We start from the raw sequence: 18,724 nt of genomic DNA on the forward strand, positions 1-18,724 counted from the left end.
AAGACCTTGGTGATATTTATATTAATTAAACTTGTGTTGCTACTGTTGGCAAAACTTGTTTGTTTACTTGAACGACCATCGGTTGAGCGACTAAAGCATGAATGTGCTTTCCAGTGTCTGGGGGCAAAATTTGAAAAACCATTATATTATCAATCCAGTCAAAGCTAAGAGCTTCATAGCTTTCAGAGCCAGCAACTGTTAAGCTATAAGAACTAGGTCGAAGAGGTAAATTAAATTTAAACTTAATTTCTATTTCTTCTCCTGATTCTAATTTCCCTATTTTGATATTTTCTTCTAAAGTATTACTACCAATTACTTCGTTACCATTTTTATCGCACACATAAAAGCCTACAATACAACTTTTTAGGAGAAAATAAACTTTTAAATTCACAACTAATGTTACTTCTTCATTAAATGCAAAAATTGGAGTTTCACCGGCATATTCACCTAATTGATTCAGGATTTTTACGCTTTCGATTCGGGCTTTTCCACTTCCTCTGCGTGTTGCCTTGCTGAAACTTGAACTTGGAGATGAAATATCACAATTTGGATAATCTGAAGCCTGTATTTCTTTATGTATAACGGTATTTACTTGCTGTTGGGAGTTAACCTCAACCTCTTGCGCTAAACCTAATTCAAGTTCTGTAACTAATTTTAAATATTCAATTACAACGGCATTTGGCAATCCTGTCGTATGTATTTTTCCGTCATGAATCATAATCGCTGAATTGCACAATGTTTTGATTGCGCCGGCATCGTGGGAAACAAATAATGTTGTTACTCCAGAATCCATCATCGCACGCATTTGCCGCATACAACGATGTTGAAATACAATATCTCCAACAGCAAGTGCTTCGTCAACAATTAAAATCTCTGGATCGACATTGACTGCAACAGCAAATGCCAAGCGGACATACATACCACTAGAATAAGTTTTAACGGGTTGCTCGATGAAATCGCCGATATCGGCAAAAGCAGCAATATCATCAAATCTGTCTTCAATTTGTTTTTGACTCAATCCTAATAATCGTCCGTTAAAAAAGACATTTTGCCTTCCTGTAAACTCTGGGTTAAAACCACTTCCTAATTCTAATAAAGCAGAAATTCGACCATTGACTCGCACATCACCAGTTGATGGGGTGAGGGTTCCCACTATAATTTGTAACAATGTACTTTTTCCAGAACCGTTACGTCCAATTACTCCAACTGTCTGCCCTTTGGGAATCTCAATGTTGATATCCCGAAGTGCCCAAAATTCATCTGTTCTACTCTTACCGGGTAGCAAAACTTCTTTGAGCCTATCGACAGGGCGGCTGTAGCGTTTGAAACACTTCGAGACATTCTTAAGGGAAATAGCAATTTCTTCACCCATACTTTTGCTGTCAATCCTCAAAAACCACACACTAAGGCTAAAATGCGATGTCTACGACGGGCTATGCCTACGCACTCATTGTGCCAGATGTCACTACATAATCAACGCTGGTATCTCTAGCTAAGTAACTTTATCCTATTGAACTGCCAGTCAGTTTACAATACATCGGCGAATGCTGGACGCAGGCGGCGATAACACCACAATCCCCCAAAAAACACTAAAACTGCAATTAGTGAGGAAACTCCCCACTCGCCCCAGTGTTTGACTTCTCCAACTAAAACTATGTCACGATAAACTTCAGCGATCGCTGCTATTGGATTTAACCAGAATATCAAACTGCGCCATTGCTCTGGAATTGCTGATGCTGGATAGACAAGCGGTGTTGCGTAAAACCAAATATTTAAAATCATCCCTAAAGTCTGCGGGATATCTCGCAAAAACACAGTTAGTCCTGCAACTAAATAACCCAATCCTGCCGTTAGTAATAACTGTGTTAGCCAAACCAAGGGTAATAGCGCCAAGGTGGTATGTAAAGTATGAGAAATTGCTGCCACAAAAAAAATCAATGCCATTAAACCAAAGGAACTCTCAATGAACGTAGATAAAATGGGCACGAGTGGTAACAAAGTTAGGGGAAATACAACCTTTTTGACTAAATTCGGCTGTCCTACTACTGAACTAGCAGACTGTATCAAACCGCCTGTAAAAGCAATCCAGGGAATTAAACCCGCAAATAACCACAAACCAAAGGTTAAGTTACTTTCCGGTAAACTTTTCAGAGTTAACTTTACTCTCAGCACAACCGAAAATACATAGGTGTAAATCAGTAATTGTGATAGCTGATTTAGTAAAGGCCACAAATTGCCTAAAATAGAACCTTTATAGCGCGCGTCTAAATCTCGCCTAACCAAAGTTCTCAGCAAGTTAAATTTTGCCCAGAACTGTTCATTTACAGGCAGTATGCGCCTCAGCTTTCCCGCTTTACGTACAAAACCTCGCATTGTCTGTAACAATTCCTGCTTCCTCGTTCACTACCTACACACCTAATACTTCTCCATAAAGCCTTAGAGCAATGAAAGTACGCTGGTCTTTTTTGGAGAATAAATTGTTACTACTAAATCTTATCCAAATTTGGTGATTATACAATAAACCAGCTGTTGCCAACTGTATTTTTACCACACATCTAAATATTATCGGCAACGCTGCTTTTTTCAAGTGGCAAGTTTTTGCTTAACTTAAACTATCTGGATTTATTCCCTGCGATCGCAAATACTCTGCCAATCGATCAGCCCGTTGGCGTTCTTGTTCGGCTTTTTCTTTTGATGTCGGCACCCAACTTGCTGCATTGTACCAACGCAACCACAAGCCTGTTGTCTGCTGATAAGAACCTTGCCACAGACCCAATCCTAGTTCTAATTCTTGGAACCAAAGGCGGTTCTCTGGTAAAGATATTGCCTCGTAGCGAGTGCCTATAAGTTGAAAGGCACGCAAATGATTTTCATAGCGGTCATAGATAAGATAGTAGGGAACCCGCAAAATGCGTTCATATACTTCCCACTTGCTTGGGGGCTGGTTTACCTCACGCAGTGTTTTTCCTAAGTCTTCTTGTTCTGTACCAGGTGAGAGTAATTCCACAACTAAAAACGGCACAACTCCCTCTTGCCAGATGACGTAACTTAAGCGTAGGTCTTGCTGTTGAGTAGCGCTAGGTACTCCTAGAACCATATACCAATCAGGACGCTTGTACCATAAAGTATGGCGGGGATCGTAGTAAAGATTCAAATCGCTAGCAAGTAAAATTTCCTCAGATGCATAAGTCTGAGGTTGACAAGTCTCAGTCAGCAAATCAGCCTGAATGCAGTGAAATTCATCTGGCAAACCTGATTCCCCTATTAATTCACTGGGTAAATCATACATGGTAGGCATGGTTTCTTGTGGTGGACGGGGAGGATCTGTTTGATACATGACTGCTACCTTTGTTGCTTAACTCAAGCTATCGGGATTTACTCCTAACGATCGCAAATGTTCCGCCAACCGTTGCGATCGTATCTGTTCTTGTTCCAACCGGAATTGTGCCTCAGATGCCTGTTGCTGGGCTTGAGATGCCTGTTGTCGTGCTGCAATGGCTATCTCTTGCGCTGCAATAGCAGCCTCCTCTGGCGTTGGAACTAAATCGCCATCGGATGTAAAGTAGCGCAGTTTACCTGCTTCTACGCTTAAATACAGCCCAAGCACATCGCTCCAACGCCATCCTCGCGCATTTGGTGTAATTTCTTGATACTTGTTGCCTACCAATTCAAAACCGACAAATTCCAAATTCTCCGGCGAAAACCAGAAATATTCTGGCGTGTGAAATCGATTTTCATAGAGATTCTTCTTCAAATTCCGGTCAATATCAGCTGTACTTTCAGAAAGTAATTCAATAATCAAATCTGGATAACGACCATCTTCCTCCCAGACTACCCAAGAATTGCGCGATCGCTTTTCAGTGTCTTTGACCAAAAAAAAGTCTGGCCCACGAAAATCTCGATTTCGCAACTGCTGGCGGCTAAAATAAATCGTTAGATTCGCGCCAATAAAGAAATCATTGCGATCGCGCCACAGCCACTCAAGGGAAGTTACTAGCAGCAGTAGCTGCATATAGTGTAATGAAGTTTCCATTTCCGGCTCATCACTTAACAACCGAGTTGCATCGGGCATCTGTTGTTCTAGCTCTTGCGCTGTGACAAACATTATCGTTGTACCTGTTTGGTTGTTGATTTAATTTTAAGCTTTTTGTCATTGGTCATTCCCCTCATCTCCCGGTCGGTGAGCGAACGCGAGTGCATCTGGCAGAGAAGCCGAACCGCATCTCCCCACTCCCCACTTCTCTTTGAATTTATGAGAGGTGAGTCACGGATTCCGCTAAACTGAGACTTGGTTTATTGCATTGTAATTAGGCATGGAAATCGGACAAAAGGTTAAAGTCTATCGTTTGCGCGATCGCGTTTCTTCTCCCATTGCGAAAAAACTAGGACAAGTGGGTGTTATCCAAGGCTACAAAGTCACTGATGGTATGGGAATCGGTGTCGTGGTGCAGTTTGAAGATAATTCTTCGACTTGGTTTTTTGAAGATGAAATCAAACCTGTCTAGGAAAAGTAACTAAGAACCGGATTTTTCTGTTGAATCTGAAGTTTACAGCCCAGGTTAAGAATCTTTATTGAATGCTAAGTTGGAGTTGAAAACACCGGCGGTAATTGGAAATCAAGTAATGGCTCTAATATTGACATTTTTGGGCAAAGGCGGCATCGCTCGTACCAAAATTTCGATCGCCGCCGCCAAGTTATTGGCAAGCCAAGGCAAGCGCGTACTTTTAGCAGGACTAGCAGAACCAGCACTGCCAATACTGCTGGGTACTCCCATTGGTTCTGAACCTCAGGAAATCGCACCCAATTTGCAAGTAGTACAGTTTCAAGTATCTGTACTACTAGAGAGCAACTGGGAAGAAGCAAAGAAACTTGAGGCGCAATACCTCCGTACCCCCATATTCAAAGACGTTTTTGGTCAAGAATTGGTAGCACTGCCAGGGATGGACAGTGCCCTTGCCCTAAATGCTATCCGAGAATATGATGCCAGCGGTAAATATGATGCGATCGTCTACGATGGCACGGGTGACTCTTCAACCCTGCGGATGCTGGGATTGCCAGAGTCTCTGAGTTGGTACGTCCGGCGATTTAGGCAATTGTTTGTCAACTCTGACCTAGGCAAAACAATTGTGGAATCACCCTTAATACAACCACTGATTAGCAGCTTTTTCAACGTCAATTGGACAGCAGACAACTTTGCCCAGCCTACTAACCAAGTCAATAATTTCTTAGACCAAGGCAGAGCGGCTCTTGCCGATCCCAAGCGCGTTGCTGCTTTTTTGGTGACGACACAAGACCCCCTTGAGGTGGCAAGTGCCCGTTATTTGTGGGGTAGCGCTCAGCAAATCGGTTTAACTGTCGGTGGCGTTCTCCTTGTATCTTCCGAGACAAACATCAAGCTGTCAGAGGAATTTACACCTCTACCTGTGAGCGTTATTCCTGACTCCCCAACAGGAGACTGGCAACCACTGATAGATGCCCTACCTAACTTTGAAGCCCAAGCAGCGCAGGCTCCCAAGCCAATTGAAATCGATATCCACAATCGTCAGGTACGCTTATTCTTACCAGGCTTTGACAAAAAACAGGTCAAACTTACCCAGTATGGCCCAGAAGTCACGGTAGAAGCAGGAGACCAGCGGCGGAATATTTCCCTACCCCCGGCTCTAAGTGGTAGACCTATTGCTGGAGCAAAGTTTCAGAATAATTATTTGATAATTTCGTTTTAGGGAATGGGGCATGGGGCATGGGGCATAGTAAATGGCGAATAAAGAATAGTAAGTGGGGGAGTGGCAGACAAGAGGGACAAGAGGGACAAGAAGAATAAACCATGCCCAATGCCCAATGCCGGCAGTTACTCCACTTGGGGAGACCCCAAGACCGCACTGCCTCCCCAATGCCCAATGCCCTACTCTATTAATAAGTAAAAATTATGTCAGAATTAACTCCCATCACTCCAGATTCCAAATCAGCTGAGGCATTAGACTCAGTGGTGAATAATCCTAGCGAGGAAGCAATAGTAGCTGGCGATCGCACTGCCAAAACTCGGCAATTGCTGGGAATGAAAGGTGCATCACCAGGAGAAACTTCCATTTGGAAAATCCGTTTGCAACTGATGAAGCCCATCACCTGGATTCCCTTAATTTGGGGCGTAGTCTGTGGTGCGGCTTCCTCCGGTAACTATACCTGGACGGTAGAAAATGTGTTGAAGGTAGCAGCCTGTATGTTCTTGGCTGGGCCATTGATGACAGGTTACACCCAAATCCTCAATGATTACTACGATCGCGAAATCGATGCCATCAATGAACCTTATCGCCCCATTCCCTCTGGAGCAATTTCTCTAACCCAAGTAATTACGCAGATTTGGGTATTACTAATTGCTGGTATTGGTTTGTCATTTTTACTCGATGTCTGGGCTGGTCATGAATTCCCGACAATCACAGCGATCGCTATTATCGGTTCTTTCATCGCCTATATTTATTCTGCACCTCCCCTGAAACTCAAGCAAAACGGTTGGCTGGGTAGCTACGCTTTGGGTGCAAGCTATATTACTTTGCCTTGGTCTACAGGACACGCTTTGTTTGGTGAACTCAATTCTACAGTCGTGATTTTGACAATGTTCTACAGCTTAGCTGGATTGGGAATTGCCATTGTCAACGACTTCAAAAGTGTAGAAGGCGATCGCCAGCTAGGGTTAAATTCACTACCCGTCATGTTTGGCATCACCACCGCCGCCTGGATTTGCGTACTCACAATAGATGTATTTCAAGGATTTATTGCAGCTTATCTCCTCTACATCCATGAGAATTTGTATGCAGGAATACTTCTGTTGTTAATCATCCCGCAAATCATCTTGCAGAATATCTATTTCCTGCGCGATCCTGTGGCTAATGACGTTAAGTACCAAGCCAGCGCCCAACCGTTCCTTGTTCTGGGAATGCTAGTTGTTGGTTTAGCACTGGGCCATGCTGGCATTTAACAAAACAGCGCTGAGTTAGGCATTGGGCATGGGGCATGGGGCATTGGTTGTTTCTCCCCCAGCCTCCCCTGCCCCCTATCTCCACCAATACGGTTCGGTTAAGATCCCCCCGCCTACGGCGACCCCTTAAAAAGGGAGTAAAAGAAGGAATGGCACGAAGATAAGGCAGGAGGCAGAAGGAAAAGAAAATAAAAACCCGAAAGTTTTGCAGCACAAAGATTTCATAACTTCTGCCTCCTGCCCTCTGCCTCCTGCCTCACCCCAAAAAATAGCTTTACAAGCGTGCCATTCAGTAAAAGAAGGTTGTGAGCAAGCCTTTTTAAGGGGGGTTGGGGGGATCTTCGAGGAATAAACACGTTAACCAAACCGTATTGCTATCTCCGCGCCCTCTAAGCACTCAACTAATAAACTTATACTTCTATAGTAAGAAGTTAAGAATTAGGAGTTAGGAGTTAATATACTTCTAACTCCTAAGTTGTATCAGGAAATGCCGTGCTAGAAGTAATCTATTTCCTCATTCATGGAATTCAACCTTTGTTAGTCCCGATTTGCTTTGTAGTTGCTTGGGCTGTAATTATTCTGGCTATTTTGAATATTTGGGCGGCGGCGCGAGATAGTGTAGCTACAGCCAAACAAATGCATCAAATTCCCTGTACAGGTTGCCAATATTTTACTGACAATTACCGTCTTAAATGCACTGTCCGCCCATCTATTGCTAATACAGAAGAAGCGATTGATTGTTCTGACTATCAACCGAAGACGAATCCTTATCTGTATTAGACGCCCAACTAATTAATTTCTAACAAAACCTTCAAAACACCGCGACTTTGGGCTTGTTCAAAAGCCGCAAGCCCTTCAATTAGGGAGTAGCTGGCATGAATCAGGGGTTGTACGTCCACTTGTTTTGTGGCTAGCAACTGGAGTGCTGGGGGAAAGGGGCCGCAACGAGAGCCAATGAGGGTGATTTCATCTACCACTAAAGAAGAAGCATCCAGGCTGAGGTTGCCAGCATAGGTACTTTTAAGCACTAATGTACCACGAGGACGTAGAGCACGACGGGCGATCGCAAATCCTTCTGGATTGCCAGTACATTCTACTGAAATATCAAAATATCGATCTATGACGGCATTAGCAAGACTTGTTTTAATTCCCCGTATCTCTAGGTTGGCAAGTTTCTCTTGATGACGCCCTACAACCAACAGTTCACAGCCAGTTAGGGCTAGTGTCTGAGCTACTAACTGCCCTAGTTTACCGTCTCCAACCACTAGCACGCGATCGTTTGCATGTAATGGCACTTGCTGTTGAATTTCTAGAGCTGCTGCTAAAGGTTCAGTAAATGTTGCTACTTCCGTTGGCACATTATCAGGTACTAAATGTAGGTTCTCTACTGGCAAACACAGATAATCAGCAAAGGCCCCGTGACGGTTGACAATACCTAAAACACTTCGATTTTCGCAGTGAGTCGGTTGTCCGCTGCGACAAAAACGACAATGGCCACAAACAGCGTTGATTTCCCCAACCACACGTTGGTTAACTAGGTTTTCTGGCCCTTGTTCGACAACGCCAACAAATTCATGACCTAGAATACCAGTATAAGGATAGTAGCCTCTGAGTAATTCTAGGTCAGTGTTACAGATACCCGCACGCAAGACGCGTACCAGAGCTTCTCCCGGTGGCGGTTCAGGAATGGGAATATCTGTGCGTAGTTGCAATTGATTGTTTTCGAGCCAGAGTCCTTTCATTACTGTTTCAGGGGTAATAAAAAAGGTAATACCAATTCAAAATTCAAAATGACGCTCGCAGACACGGCTTAGCTGCGCTAACAAAATTCAAAATTAAGAAAGCCAGACAGAACAAGGGTTTGGGAGTATGTATCTGTCGCATTCTTTTTTCAAATTGGTGTAATATACGCCGGATTAATTGGTATATAGTATAACAACTTCTCCGGAATGAAATATAGAGCTAGCAGCAGTGCAATAAGCTTCTGGTTTGTAATACCGATTTGAAAAACGATTGTGATAAGGGATTGTTAAAAGCTGCTTTCGGAGTCGCAAAAGCTACTTTTGAAGTCGCAAAAGCTGCTTTTGAAGTCGCAAAAGCTGCTTTTGAAGTCGCAAAAGCTACTTTTGAAGTCGCAAAAGCTGCTTTTGAAGTCGCAAAAGCTGCTTTTGAAGTCGCAAAAGCTGCTTTCGGAGTCACAAAAGCTAGTTTATCATTCAGAAATTACTACACTGGCGACGCACCAACCGCTAAAAATGAAACAAATACTTTCTTCTCCCACTCCTTTTGTTTCTGAAAACAGAGATAATCCACAATCCAAAATTGTTCGATTGAGCGGCTTGTGCTGAGCGGCTTGTCCTGACTTGTGCTGAGCGTAGCCGAAGTAGCGAACGCGAGTGCGTCTCGTAGAGAAGCAAGCCGAAGTAGTGTAGCCGTTGGCGCAGCCTCTCGTAGAGAAGGAAGTCGAGGTAAGCCGAAGTCTAAAATTTAAAATCTAAAATCCTATAAGGTTGCATTAACTGACTTCAATTTTTTTTAACCAAGTAACTAGGTCATTTGAGTCAAGTGCTATCTCGGTTCCTAACGTTTTTATATAAAGAAGTCCGTCACTAATAATTAAATCTCTAATTGGATACCATGAATCTCGTGTCCTGATCAAAAGTTCTAAGGGAATACCTGGTCTTGAGGTATACTTGCGATATTTCCACCAAGATCGCCATAGCATCACACATTTAGTACACTGCATCTCATAGCCTTTGGGAATTTCGCAGTATTGATACTGATAGAAACCCCGACTATCAATTTCTCCTTTGAGGAGAAAACTATATTCTGCTAATGCCTGATTGATCAATTCCCAATGGGATGAGTTTGGAGAAATCGAGAATTGACATAGTGTGTTAGATATTTGTGCGATCGCAATCACACCTTCAGATTTGGCACTCAGTTGGTTAGCTTTATAAACTGTTTGCGCTGTTAAAGAAGGGTTTGACAACAAAATGTCTTTTTTGTGGATAGAGTTTTGGATAAACTCTCGAATCAGATCTAGATTAGACAACATAAAGTCTTATATATAGCTATAGTCACATAGGTTAGGACAGTGTTGATTGCCAGAGAGCAATCAAGCAACTGAGTTTATACTCAGTACTTAGCACTCTGCACTCTGCTATAGTCAGTGACCTAGTGTAAGGGAAGCCCCAACACAGTGCAAATTAGCATTTATACTGCTACTGTCGCTTGCCAAATGATCAATGGGAGTTTTTATTATACTGAAACTCTTGTTTAACAAGGGTTTCGTTTAGTTTTATGTATAGTATGCTGCCTAAAAAACTTTTTGATCAAATAAATTTTTGTTTCTAGGCAGCCAATTAACCCTTTAAATTTTGACGCCTTGGAGAAAAGGTTCAAATACCGGAAGCAATTCTGGGCGACTAACCACAAGGGTGGGAAAAGAGCGATCGGTATAATCTTCTCCCGCTGATAAAGGAAACGGTTCAGAATTAAGTGATGACCAAACGCCGCCAGCAGCCTGGACAATTACCCAAGCCCCTGCTAAATCCCAAACTTTTGGTGTCGCCTCAATTCCGCCCAGAGTCGCCCCTGTAGCAACTGTCAAAAAGTTATAGCTAGCCACACCCAACATACGAATTTTGCAGGGAAAACCGTTGCGAATAATTGCGGTGCTGCGGGAACAGAGGTTAAAAAAGTGATTGTTGCTAGGACTATCACTACTGCTGTGGATGGGATGATGGTTGAGAAATGCTCCAGTTGGTGTGGTTATCCCAGATGAACCTGGCCAAAAACCATGAAAAGCTTGGTTTAAGGGTGGTGCGTAAACATAACCAAAAATTGGAGTGCCTTGATACAGTAAACCCAGAGAAATTGACCAGATGGGAATGCCGCGTGTGAAGTTGGTTGTACCATCGAGAGGGTCAATTACCCAGCACCACTCAGTACCGGGAAAAGAGCGATCGCTCTCTTCGGTTAAGATACCGTAACCAGAAAAATTAGAAGCGATCGCATCCCGAATTTCCTGATCTGCCCATTTATCAGCTCGCGTCACCAAAGTACCATCGGCTTTTTGCGAAGCCTGTACTTGCCCAAAATCTTGCATTAGTTGGTTGCCCACTCTGGTAGTGGTGCTTTGGGCAAAATCGAGAACCGTAGTCCAAAAGTCATTCATTGATTAATTCTCGCGCAAAGACAAGGCAGCGCAGTCTTTTTAGTTTCCACGTAGGAGCGACTGCCGTGCAAAGAGGCAAAGGGTTTTTGCATCCTTGCTGGGGAAGGTAAAGTTCAATCCAGTTCCTTTGACAAAATAGATGCGATCGCAGTCTTGGCATTCGTCTGAAATTCTTTGACATTCACCCGCCACAGTAACCAAACAGCGATCAGCATCCCTATTGCTTGCACTGCAAACACCATGCTGTATGCTAACACTGGTAAAGGAAACAGGATTTTACCTAAATTTAATACTGCTCCACCAAGTATTGTAGCCAGTCCCCTAGCCATTGCTTGAGATAATCCCCAAGCACCAATAAATGTACCTGCCGTTTCAGCAGCAGTCAAATCCAACATCAAACTGGTAGCACCAGCTGTAATCACTCCAGATGACAGACCGAAAAAAAACAGACTACCCATTAATAAACCTGGGTTAGCACTAAATCCGGACATCATGATTAAGCCAAAGCAGACGGAGGCGCTGATACATCCAATTTTAGTAGTCTGTTTCTTACCTAAACGCGGCAAAAGTAAAAAACCAGTAGAACAAATTCCAATAAGAGTACCTATGCCAAAAGGAATGTTTAGTCTAGTGGTTTGGGAAATACACATCCCAAAAACTTCGCCACCATAAGGTTCTAAAACTGCATCTTGCATAAAGATACTAATAGTCAACACCAACAGGAAGCTAAAAAATACTCCCGTTTGGCGATTAGCAGTCAGCACTCGTAAAGCTGTACCCAAAGTTATTTGGTCTTCTCTACCTACTAAAGAAGAACGTGTTGTGAAACGAGAATACTTTTTTTCCACGCCGAAAGTTGCCAGCAGCGATAGTCCAAAGACGATGGCAGGCATGATGATAAAAACCGGGTTGATTGTCGATTGGAGTTTAGCTATATCAACAACTTTGTTTGCCTCAGAGGGGTTGTAAGTTAAAAGAGCCGTCCCACAAATTTCTGGTCTTTCTAACAATTTGGAACTTACCACTGCTCCAATTACAATGCCAATCATCAGCATTGACCAGACAATCCCAATCAATTTAGAACGGTTATCTTCATCGGTAACATCTACCAAAAGGGCAGTAAAAGGTGTGGAACTAGCACTCAGGGCTAAACCATATCCTGCAAAAGTTAATGCCAGCAGTCCCGCCCAGCTATAAGTTTGGAGACTCCACCCAGTAGTTTGCAAACTGCTACCTAGTTGCCAAACGACTTGGAGAGCCAAGAAAGATACAGTTGTAAATAAGATTGCACCAATCCAGACATAGCTAGTGCGATGATAGCCCAGCAATGGCTTGGCGTCAGACATCTGCCCAAACCAAATTCGTGCAGGGCTAACAAATTGGTGCATGGCGATAGCAGCAGCTGTGATTAATGGCAAGACTTTCAACTCGTCAATCATCACTCGATTCAGTACACCTAAAGTGAGAAGCGACATGATGCCTAATCCCATCTGAAACAAACCCAGTCGGAACATTGTTAATAAATTAAGCCTGGGTAATGATTGCAAAGATACCGACGGATTTGATTCCGGATTCGGTGAAATATCGCTGGTGGCCATAGCTACTTTTTCGTATGCTTTATAGGATTTAATCTCTCTCTTTAAATAAAGATAAACCCTACCCGCTGCAAAGGAGCGATCGCACCCTACTTATCTCCAGAATTTAGGATGAATTTTTATGGCTTGGTTGAAAGCCGCGATGTCTACGACGGGCTACGCCTACGCATAACAAAAGAATTTTAGGATGAACTGGTGAAACGTAATACATCACAATATATTTGTTTATCCATGTCTAACGAACAAGAGCCTAATTCCGCTTTTAACGCTGCTGCCAACATTAACGTTCAACATGCAAGATTACAGGATTTATCCTTAAGTGCAGCCCGTAGATTATATAAAGGTGGAATTCGGCCTGGTGATCCCATAAGAACCAGAGTGCAAGCCCAAGAAATGTTAGATAAAATCCCTCCATCTCAAAGAGCAGGGATTGATGGCAAATCTAGTGATGTTAATACCCAAAAATATCTATCAGATTTTTTATAACGAACGATGAGATAGAAAATGATTTTAGAAAAGAAATAAATTTTTTAATTGTTATTGAATCTGAGTTTGAAGAACTAATTACAATTCCCGAAATAAAGGAATTGATAGACTCTCAGAGGGTAGCGATATCTCGTTCAATGACTACATTTGAATTCCTAGATACTTATCAACCTTTTGAGGCATATTATCAAAGGCTATCTTGAAATAGGAGCGTGAGTATCAATCGATACAGGTTGTTGACAATCACCAATGTCCTATTCGCAATCTTGCCCATGACGATACACTATAAAAGTCAAAAAGCTTGAACAAAGAGTTATCACAACATTGAGCAAGAACTAGTTAAAAAATAGCGATCGCCTTCCAGGAACTACAATGAGACTACAACTAGTGCTGTACCTCCAGAGGCTAGTAAATTGAAATATTCTCAGTTTGAGCGATCGTGTGCAACGCCCCATACCCAATTTTGTCTGTAACGCTACACTAAAAAAGTAAAGAAATGTAAATAAATTAAATCTTACAACCGTGGAAACCATCACTTTGGGGCAAAACGGCCCAGTTGTTACACCTTTGTGCATAGGCACTTGGGCTTGGGGTGATAAACTCTTTTGGAATTATGGCAATGACTACGGCCCAGAACAGTTACAAGAAGCCTTCACCGCAGCGCTACAAGCTGGTGTTAACTTCTTCGACACTGCGGAAATCTACGGAATGGGATTATCAGAGAAATTTTTGGGCGAATTTATGCAACAGACACAACAACCTGTGCAAATCGCCACAAAATTTGGCCCCCTACCGTGGCGATTTACAGGTAACTCTGTCTCTGATGCTTTAACAGAGAGTCTCAAACGCCTACAAGTAGACCAAATCGCCCTGTACCAAGTGCATTGGCCTTTTGCTTTCTTTTTAAGCCAAAAAACTCTGATGAATGCTTTAGCCGATGAAGTGAAGCGGGGTAGAATTGCCGCAGTAGGCGTGAGTAATTACTCAGCAGAGCAAATGCGAGACGCCCATCAAATATTGGCAGACCGCGGAGTGCCTTTGGCTGTGAACCAAGTACGGTATTCTTTACTCACTCGCCAAATTGAAAGTAAGGGTATTGTAGCAACTGCCCGTGAGTTGGGTGTGACTCTGTTGGCTTATAGTCCTTTGGCTCAGGGATTACTCACAGGAAAATATACTATTGATAGTGCTGAAACTCCTACTGGCGCAAGGAAAGTAGACCCACGATTTAATAAAGAAGGCTTACAAAAAATTACACCAGTAATATCTTTGCTACGCAGTTTCGGAGAAAAATACGATCGCACCCCAGCTCAAGTTGCTCTCAATTGGTTAATTTCTCAGGGCAATGTCATTCCCATTGCTGGAGTCAAGACAGCCGAACATGTACGTCAAAATGCTGGTGCTTTGGGTTGGAGATTGAACGAAGATGAAATTCAAGAGTTAGAAAAAGTTAGCCGTCCTTGGCTGTAATATTTCCAAATCATTCAAACACAGGAGGCCAAATTTCTGACACTACTAGCTCCCAACCTGATAATAGGTCTGGTAGTGTCAGTTTGTCGTTGTCCTGCAAAACTATTGGCTCTTGGTTGAGGCTGTAAACTGTGAGCGTCAATTTGTCAGGATCGATGAGGATACCAACTGTAGATCCTAGTTGTAAAAATAGCTGAATTTTTTCTACCAGTGGTTTGATCCGGTCTGATCTTGTAGAAAAATTTCCCCAAAAAGCCAAAAAGTCAAGAGTCCAAAGTCAAATTCTTAACTCCTAACTCTTAACTCTTTCAATTTTAGATTTTGAATTTGGGATTTTGGATTCAAGGAAAATCTAAAATCCAAAATTCATTAACTCTGTCAATTTTTAGATTTTGAATTTGGGATTTTGGATTGAAGCAGAAATCTAAAATCTAAAATCCAAAATTCATTAATTCCTAACTAGGAAGCCGATTCTCTGGCTGTAGGTGAACCTAGCTTTTTACTAGTAGGCGACACCGAAGACTCACGACCACTTGTCCGCAGTTTGGGCTTGGGAGTACCATTTCTTTCTTCTTCGCCACTGCTGTTATCTGATTTCCAAGCAGAACGGGGGCGATCGCCAGAGGATTCGCGGCGCTTACCAAGTCTGGGTTTGGGAGTGGGTGGTTCCTCTTGGGGAATTTCCACGTCTGAGTTCAACCAAGCCGGACGAGTTTGATCGTAAGCGATTTGCAATGCTGCTGCGGCGATCGCCTGAGCATCATATTTTTCAATCAATTCGCTGACGATGGGCAAGAATGAAGCTAAACGCTCACCAGCTAATGCTTCCCGCACTTGTTCTTGCAATTTCAGGATGTGTCGTGCTTCAATTTGCGCCCGTGTGGGAATTGTCAGCACTTGCCAAGCTTGGCGGTTATGACGTTCAAAAGTCTGCTGCTTGCGCCGCTCAAATGGCTGTACTAGAGAAATTGCAGTTCCTTCTTTACCAGCACGACCAGTACGACCAATGCGGTGAACGTAGGTTTCTACGCTATCAGGTAAGTCGTAGTTGATCACATGGGAGAGTTGATCGACATCTAATCCACGTGCTGCAATATCAGTTGCTACCACCCAGCGTACTTGACGATTCCGGAATCGGCTCAATAATCGCTCCCGCGCTTGTTGGGACAAGTCACCGTGATATTCATCCACACTATGACCAGCAGCTTGCAGTTGATTGGTGAGTTCGGCGGCGGTGCGTCTGGTGCGAACAAAGATTAAAGCTGTTTCTGGATCTTCCATTTCCAGAATTGGCTGTAAAGCTTTGGCTTTTGTCCAGTGGCGAGGGATTAGGTAAGCTACCTGATTGATTTTGTTGGGTGCAGCTTTTGGTTGCTCAACGGTGACTGTCGCTGGCGATCGCAAAAACTTATTCACCAAAGAACGAATCGAGGGTGGCATTGTCGCCGAAAATAAAGCTGTTTGGCGATCTGTAGGTGCTTGGGAAAGGATTTTTATTACATCATCAATAAAGCCCATGCTCAACATTTCATCGGCTTCATCTAAGACGAACCATTTCACTTGGTCGAGTTTCAAGCAGCCGCGATCGAGCAAATCTATTACCCGTCCTGGGGTGCCGACAACGATGTGAACGCCACGTTTGAGCTGTAACATTTGCCGCTCAATTGATTGACCACCGTAGATTGCTAATACCCGCAATCCGTCATTGCCGATAAACTGGGCGATCGCATCGTGAACTTGCATAGCTAACTCACGAGTTGGTGTTAAAACCAAGGCTTGGACAGCTCTTTGTTGAACATCGAGCCGTTCTAAAATTGGCAGTGAAAATGCTGCTGTCTTACCCGTCCCAGTTTGAGATTGACCTACCACATCACGACCCGCCAACAGTTGGGGGATTGCTTGGGCTTGAATATTAGTAGGTGCGGTAAAGCCAATTTTTTCTAATTGCTCGACGCGTTCTTGGGAAATACCTAATTCTTGAAACGAAAGATTCATTAATTCTCCTAAATTTTATCTAAGGATTTTTGGATTAGTCATTGGTCATTAGTTATTAGTCATTAGTCATTGGTCATTAGTCATTAGTCATTTACAAAGGACAACTGACAACTGAACAAATAACAAATTAGTTATTGACAACTTGACCATATAAGTCGTATGCATCAGCGTGGTGAATCGCTACTGGCACGATGGTTCCTAACTTTGCCTGTCCTTGGACATAAACTTGGCCATCGACCTCTGGGGAAAACCTACCTGAACGACCGATTAATTCACCACTTTCAGGATTTTCTTGCTCAATCAGGACATCGACGATTTTGCCTACTTCCTGTTGATTTTTCTTTTGGGAAATCGGTTGCTGGAGTTCCATCAGTCGATCTCGGCGTTCGTCCATCACTTCCTGAGATAACTGATTTGGCAGCTTGTAGGCAGGGGTTCCTTCTTCCGGTGAAAAGGTAAACACCCCAACATGGTCAAATTCATGCCGCTTGACGAACTCTAGTAGATGCTCAAAATGCTCGCTTGTTTCTCCTGGGAAACCAACAATAAATGTTGTCCGCAATACGGCTGTTGGTAGCGCCGTTTTGATGCGATCTATAATCCCATCATTTACACGCCCTTGCCAGGGACGGTTCATGGCGCGGAGAATCTCAAGATGAGAATGTTGCAAGGGCAAATCGAGATAAGGCAAGACGTTGGGTGTTTCTTGGATTGCCGCTATCACATCTAGTGTCAATCCCGTGGGATAAGCGTAGTGCATTCTAATCCACGGTACATTCACTTTCCCCAGAGCTTGGAGTAATTCGGCTAGCTTTGGCTGACCATAAATATCCAGACCGTAATTAGTCGTGATTTGGGAAATTAAAATAATTTCCTGTACTCCTTGACTAACTAGCTGCTCGGCTTCAGCGACTATGGATTCAATAGTACGCGATCGCTGGTTCCCTCTTAAATGAGGAATTATACAAAACGCACAACGATAATCACATCCTTCGGCAACTCTGAGGTAAGCTACGCCCTCTGTTGTAGTGCGATAGCGCGGTGTAGTTTCGTCAGCGATGTAGGTTGGTTCGATACTAACCTGTTTGACCCGTTCGCCTTGTTCTACACGCTCAATTACATTTACAATTTTGTGATAATCACCTGTACCCACCACCGCTACTGCTTCTGGCAACTCATCCAAGAGTTGCTCTTGGAAATGTTGCGCCATGCAGCCAGTAATCACTATTTTTTTGTTTGCTTCTGCCAGTTCTACCAAAGTTCTGACAGATTCAAGTCTCGCTGCTTCAATAAAACTACATGTATTAACAATAACGTAATCTGCTAACTCTTCATTTGTATCTACACCGTAGCCTGCTTCTACGAGCATTCCTAGCATGTGTTCTGTATCAATTCGATTTTTCTCGCAGCCCAGGTGAGAAATGGCGATTGTTGGCTTGTCACCCATATTTTGAAAAAATTTTCAGTTTTTTTCTTGTAATTAAAATCATTCCAGCACTAACTTTGCTTTCTTGCTATCAGCATCCTCATGAGAACATTAGCAGCGGCAAATCCCCACTGTCAGCAAATGCCCATTCACTGGTGACCCTATTGATAATAAAAATAGAGGTCATGTTATGATATTTCTATCAATCTGTTCCCCAGGGTAAATTGAAGTGTCTTTGGGTACATTTGACACTTGTAATGTTTTTTAACAATTGGGCTATTGGTATTTTACATTACCACAGCGTGTGCGTTGTTAACCTACCCATCGGGAAGCCGCCCAAAGGGCTTGTTGTGAGAAGTCGCTACCCTCAGGGAAATCGCCTTCGCGACTACGCCCATAAAGCAGTAATGATGCCCTGGCAATCGACTAGTCCTACGACTGTGCGTGGACGAGACGCCTAAAACCACGGAAAGCTGCCTCGCGTGTTGTGAGTGGCAAACTCCTCTTGTAGCCAGGTTTTATCTTAACATATCTTATGAGAGGTTTGACGCCAATTTCCATCTTCGGAAGGAGGCAGTAAACTGACCAACATAAAACA

Annotated in this window: 17 protein-coding genes and 1 pseudogene; 7 read left to right on the plus strand and 11 right to left on the minus strand. The window is 43.2% G+C overall.

All coding sequences use genetic code 11. The annotated features are described in order from the left end of the window. Positions 1–25: 25 nt before the first annotated feature. From ACM0OY_RS24845 to ACM0OY_RS24860, 4 genes are all read right to left on the minus strand, one after another. Positions 26–1,372 (minus strand): ABC transporter ATP-binding protein, encoded by a 1,347-nt coding sequence (locus tag ACM0OY_RS24845; RefSeq protein WP_414571494.1) that lies wholly within the window; start codon positions 1,370–1,372, stop codon positions 26–28. Positions 1,373–1,527: 155 nt separating this feature from the next. Next, positions 1,528–2,373 carry an ABC transporter permease gene (locus ACM0OY_RS24850; protein WP_414571495.1) on the minus strand — a complete coding sequence of 282 codons (846 nt, stop codon included), beginning with the start codon at positions 2,371–2,373 and terminating at the stop codon, positions 1,528–1,530. Between the two features lie 229 nt (positions 2,374–2,602). Beyond that, positions 2,603–3,337, minus strand: coding sequence for a Uma2 family endonuclease (locus ACM0OY_RS24855; RefSeq protein WP_414571496.1), 735 nt, complete (start codon positions 3,335–3,337; stop codon positions 2,603–2,605). A gap of 18 nt (positions 3,338–3,355) precedes the next feature. Then, positions 3,356–4,105, minus strand: coding sequence for a Uma2 family endonuclease (locus ACM0OY_RS24860; protein WP_414571497.1), 750 nt, complete (start codon positions 4,103–4,105; stop codon positions 3,356–3,358). Positions 4,106–4,313: 208 nt separating this feature from the next. Between ACM0OY_RS24860 and ACM0OY_RS24865 the strand changes: the two genes are divergently transcribed. The 4 genes from ACM0OY_RS24865 (at position 4,314) to ACM0OY_RS24880 (ending at position 7,754) form a co-directional block, all read left to right on the plus strand. Further along, on the plus strand, positions 4,314–4,505 hold the full coding sequence (locus ACM0OY_RS24865; protein WP_414571498.1) for a DUF2862 domain-containing protein: 192 nt from the start codon (positions 4,314–4,316) through the stop codon (positions 4,503–4,505). A gap of 118 nt (positions 4,506–4,623) precedes the next feature. After that, on the plus strand, positions 4,624–5,724 hold the full coding sequence (locus tag ACM0OY_RS24870) for an ArsA family ATPase (protein ID WP_414571499.1): 1,101 nt from the start codon (positions 4,624–4,626) through the stop codon (positions 5,722–5,724). 203 nt (positions 5,725–5,927) lie between these two features. Then, entirely contained in the window at positions 5,928–6,974 is a 1,047-nt protein-coding gene (gene chlG, locus ACM0OY_RS24875; protein WP_414571500.1) for a chlorophyll synthase ChlG, read from the plus strand. Positions 6,975–7,466: 492 nt separating this feature from the next. Continuing rightward, on the plus strand, positions 7,467–7,754 hold the full coding sequence (locus ACM0OY_RS24880; protein WP_414571501.1) for a hypothetical protein: 288 nt from the start codon (positions 7,467–7,469) through the stop codon (positions 7,752–7,754). An 8-nt stretch (positions 7,755–7,762) separates the two neighbouring features. Here the strand turns inward: ACM0OY_RS24880 and ACM0OY_RS24885 are convergent, their stop codons facing one another. Beyond that, positions 7,763–8,716 carry an MDR/zinc-dependent alcohol dehydrogenase-like family protein gene (locus ACM0OY_RS24885; protein ID WP_414571502.1) on the minus strand — a complete coding sequence of 318 codons (954 nt, stop codon included), beginning with the start codon at positions 8,714–8,716 and terminating at the stop codon, positions 7,763–7,765. 260 nt (positions 8,717–8,976) lie between these two features. Here ACM0OY_RS24885 and ACM0OY_RS24890 point away from each other — a divergent pair, with 260 nt between their 5' ends. Next, entirely contained in the window at positions 8,977–9,270 is a 294-nt protein-coding gene (locus tag ACM0OY_RS24890) for a hypothetical protein (protein ID WP_414571503.1), read from the plus strand. A 219-nt stretch (positions 9,271–9,489) separates the two neighbouring features. Here the strand turns inward: ACM0OY_RS24890 and ACM0OY_RS24895 are convergent, their stop codons facing one another. The 3 genes from ACM0OY_RS24895 to ACM0OY_RS24905 all read right to left on the minus strand — a co-directional run bounded on the left by ACM0OY_RS24895 (position 9,490) and on the right by ACM0OY_RS24905 (position 12,752). Further along, positions 9,490–10,032, minus strand: a complete 543-nt coding sequence (locus tag ACM0OY_RS24895) for a hypothetical protein (protein WP_414571504.1) — start codon at positions 10,030–10,032, stop codon at positions 9,490–9,492. Between the two features lie 315 nt (positions 10,033–10,347). Continuing rightward, positions 10,348–11,154, minus strand: coding sequence for an inositol monophosphatase family protein (locus ACM0OY_RS24900; RefSeq protein WP_414571505.1), 807 nt, complete (start codon positions 11,152–11,154; stop codon positions 10,348–10,350). A gap of 113 nt (positions 11,155–11,267) precedes the next feature. Further along, positions 11,268–12,752 carry a BCD family MFS transporter gene (locus ACM0OY_RS24905; protein ID WP_414571506.1) on the minus strand — a complete coding sequence of 495 codons (1,485 nt, stop codon included), beginning with the start codon at positions 12,750–12,752 and terminating at the stop codon, positions 11,268–11,270. A gap of 192 nt (positions 12,753–12,944) precedes the next feature. On the opposite strand from ACM0OY_RS24905, the gene ACM0OY_RS24910 reads away from it, so the two are divergent. Continuing rightward, positions 12,945–13,235 (plus strand): hypothetical protein, encoded by a 291-nt coding sequence (locus ACM0OY_RS24910; protein ID WP_414571507.1) that lies wholly within the window; start codon positions 12,945–12,947, stop codon positions 13,233–13,235. A gap of 522 nt (positions 13,236–13,757) precedes the next feature. Further along, entirely contained in the window at positions 13,758–14,705 is a 948-nt protein-coding gene (locus ACM0OY_RS24915) for an aldo/keto reductase (protein WP_414571508.1), read from the plus strand. A 10-nt stretch (positions 14,706–14,715) separates the two neighbouring features. Here ACM0OY_RS24915 and ACM0OY_RS24920 read toward each other — a convergent pair. From ACM0OY_RS24920 to rimO, 3 genes and pseudogenes are all read right to left on the minus strand, one after another. Next, positions 14,716–14,940 (minus strand): annotated as a pseudogene (locus ACM0OY_RS24920) (Uma2 family endonuclease); the annotation flags it as partial. Between the two features lie 224 nt (positions 14,941–15,164). Further along, positions 15,165–16,700, minus strand: a complete 1,536-nt coding sequence (locus ACM0OY_RS24925; protein ID WP_414571509.1) for a DEAD/DEAH box helicase — start codon at positions 16,698–16,700, stop codon at positions 15,165–15,167. A 127-nt stretch (positions 16,701–16,827) separates the two neighbouring features. Then, positions 16,828–18,147, minus strand: a complete 1,320-nt coding sequence (rimO, locus tag ACM0OY_RS24930; protein WP_414571510.1) for a 30S ribosomal protein S12 methylthiotransferase RimO — start codon at positions 18,145–18,147, stop codon at positions 16,828–16,830. Between the last annotated feature and the right edge of the window lie 577 nt (positions 18,148–18,724).

This window comes from Nostoc sp. CCY 9925 (assembly GCF_963920935.1).
GTDB lineage: Bacteria > Cyanobacteriota > Cyanobacteriia > Cyanobacteriales > Nostocaceae > Nostoc.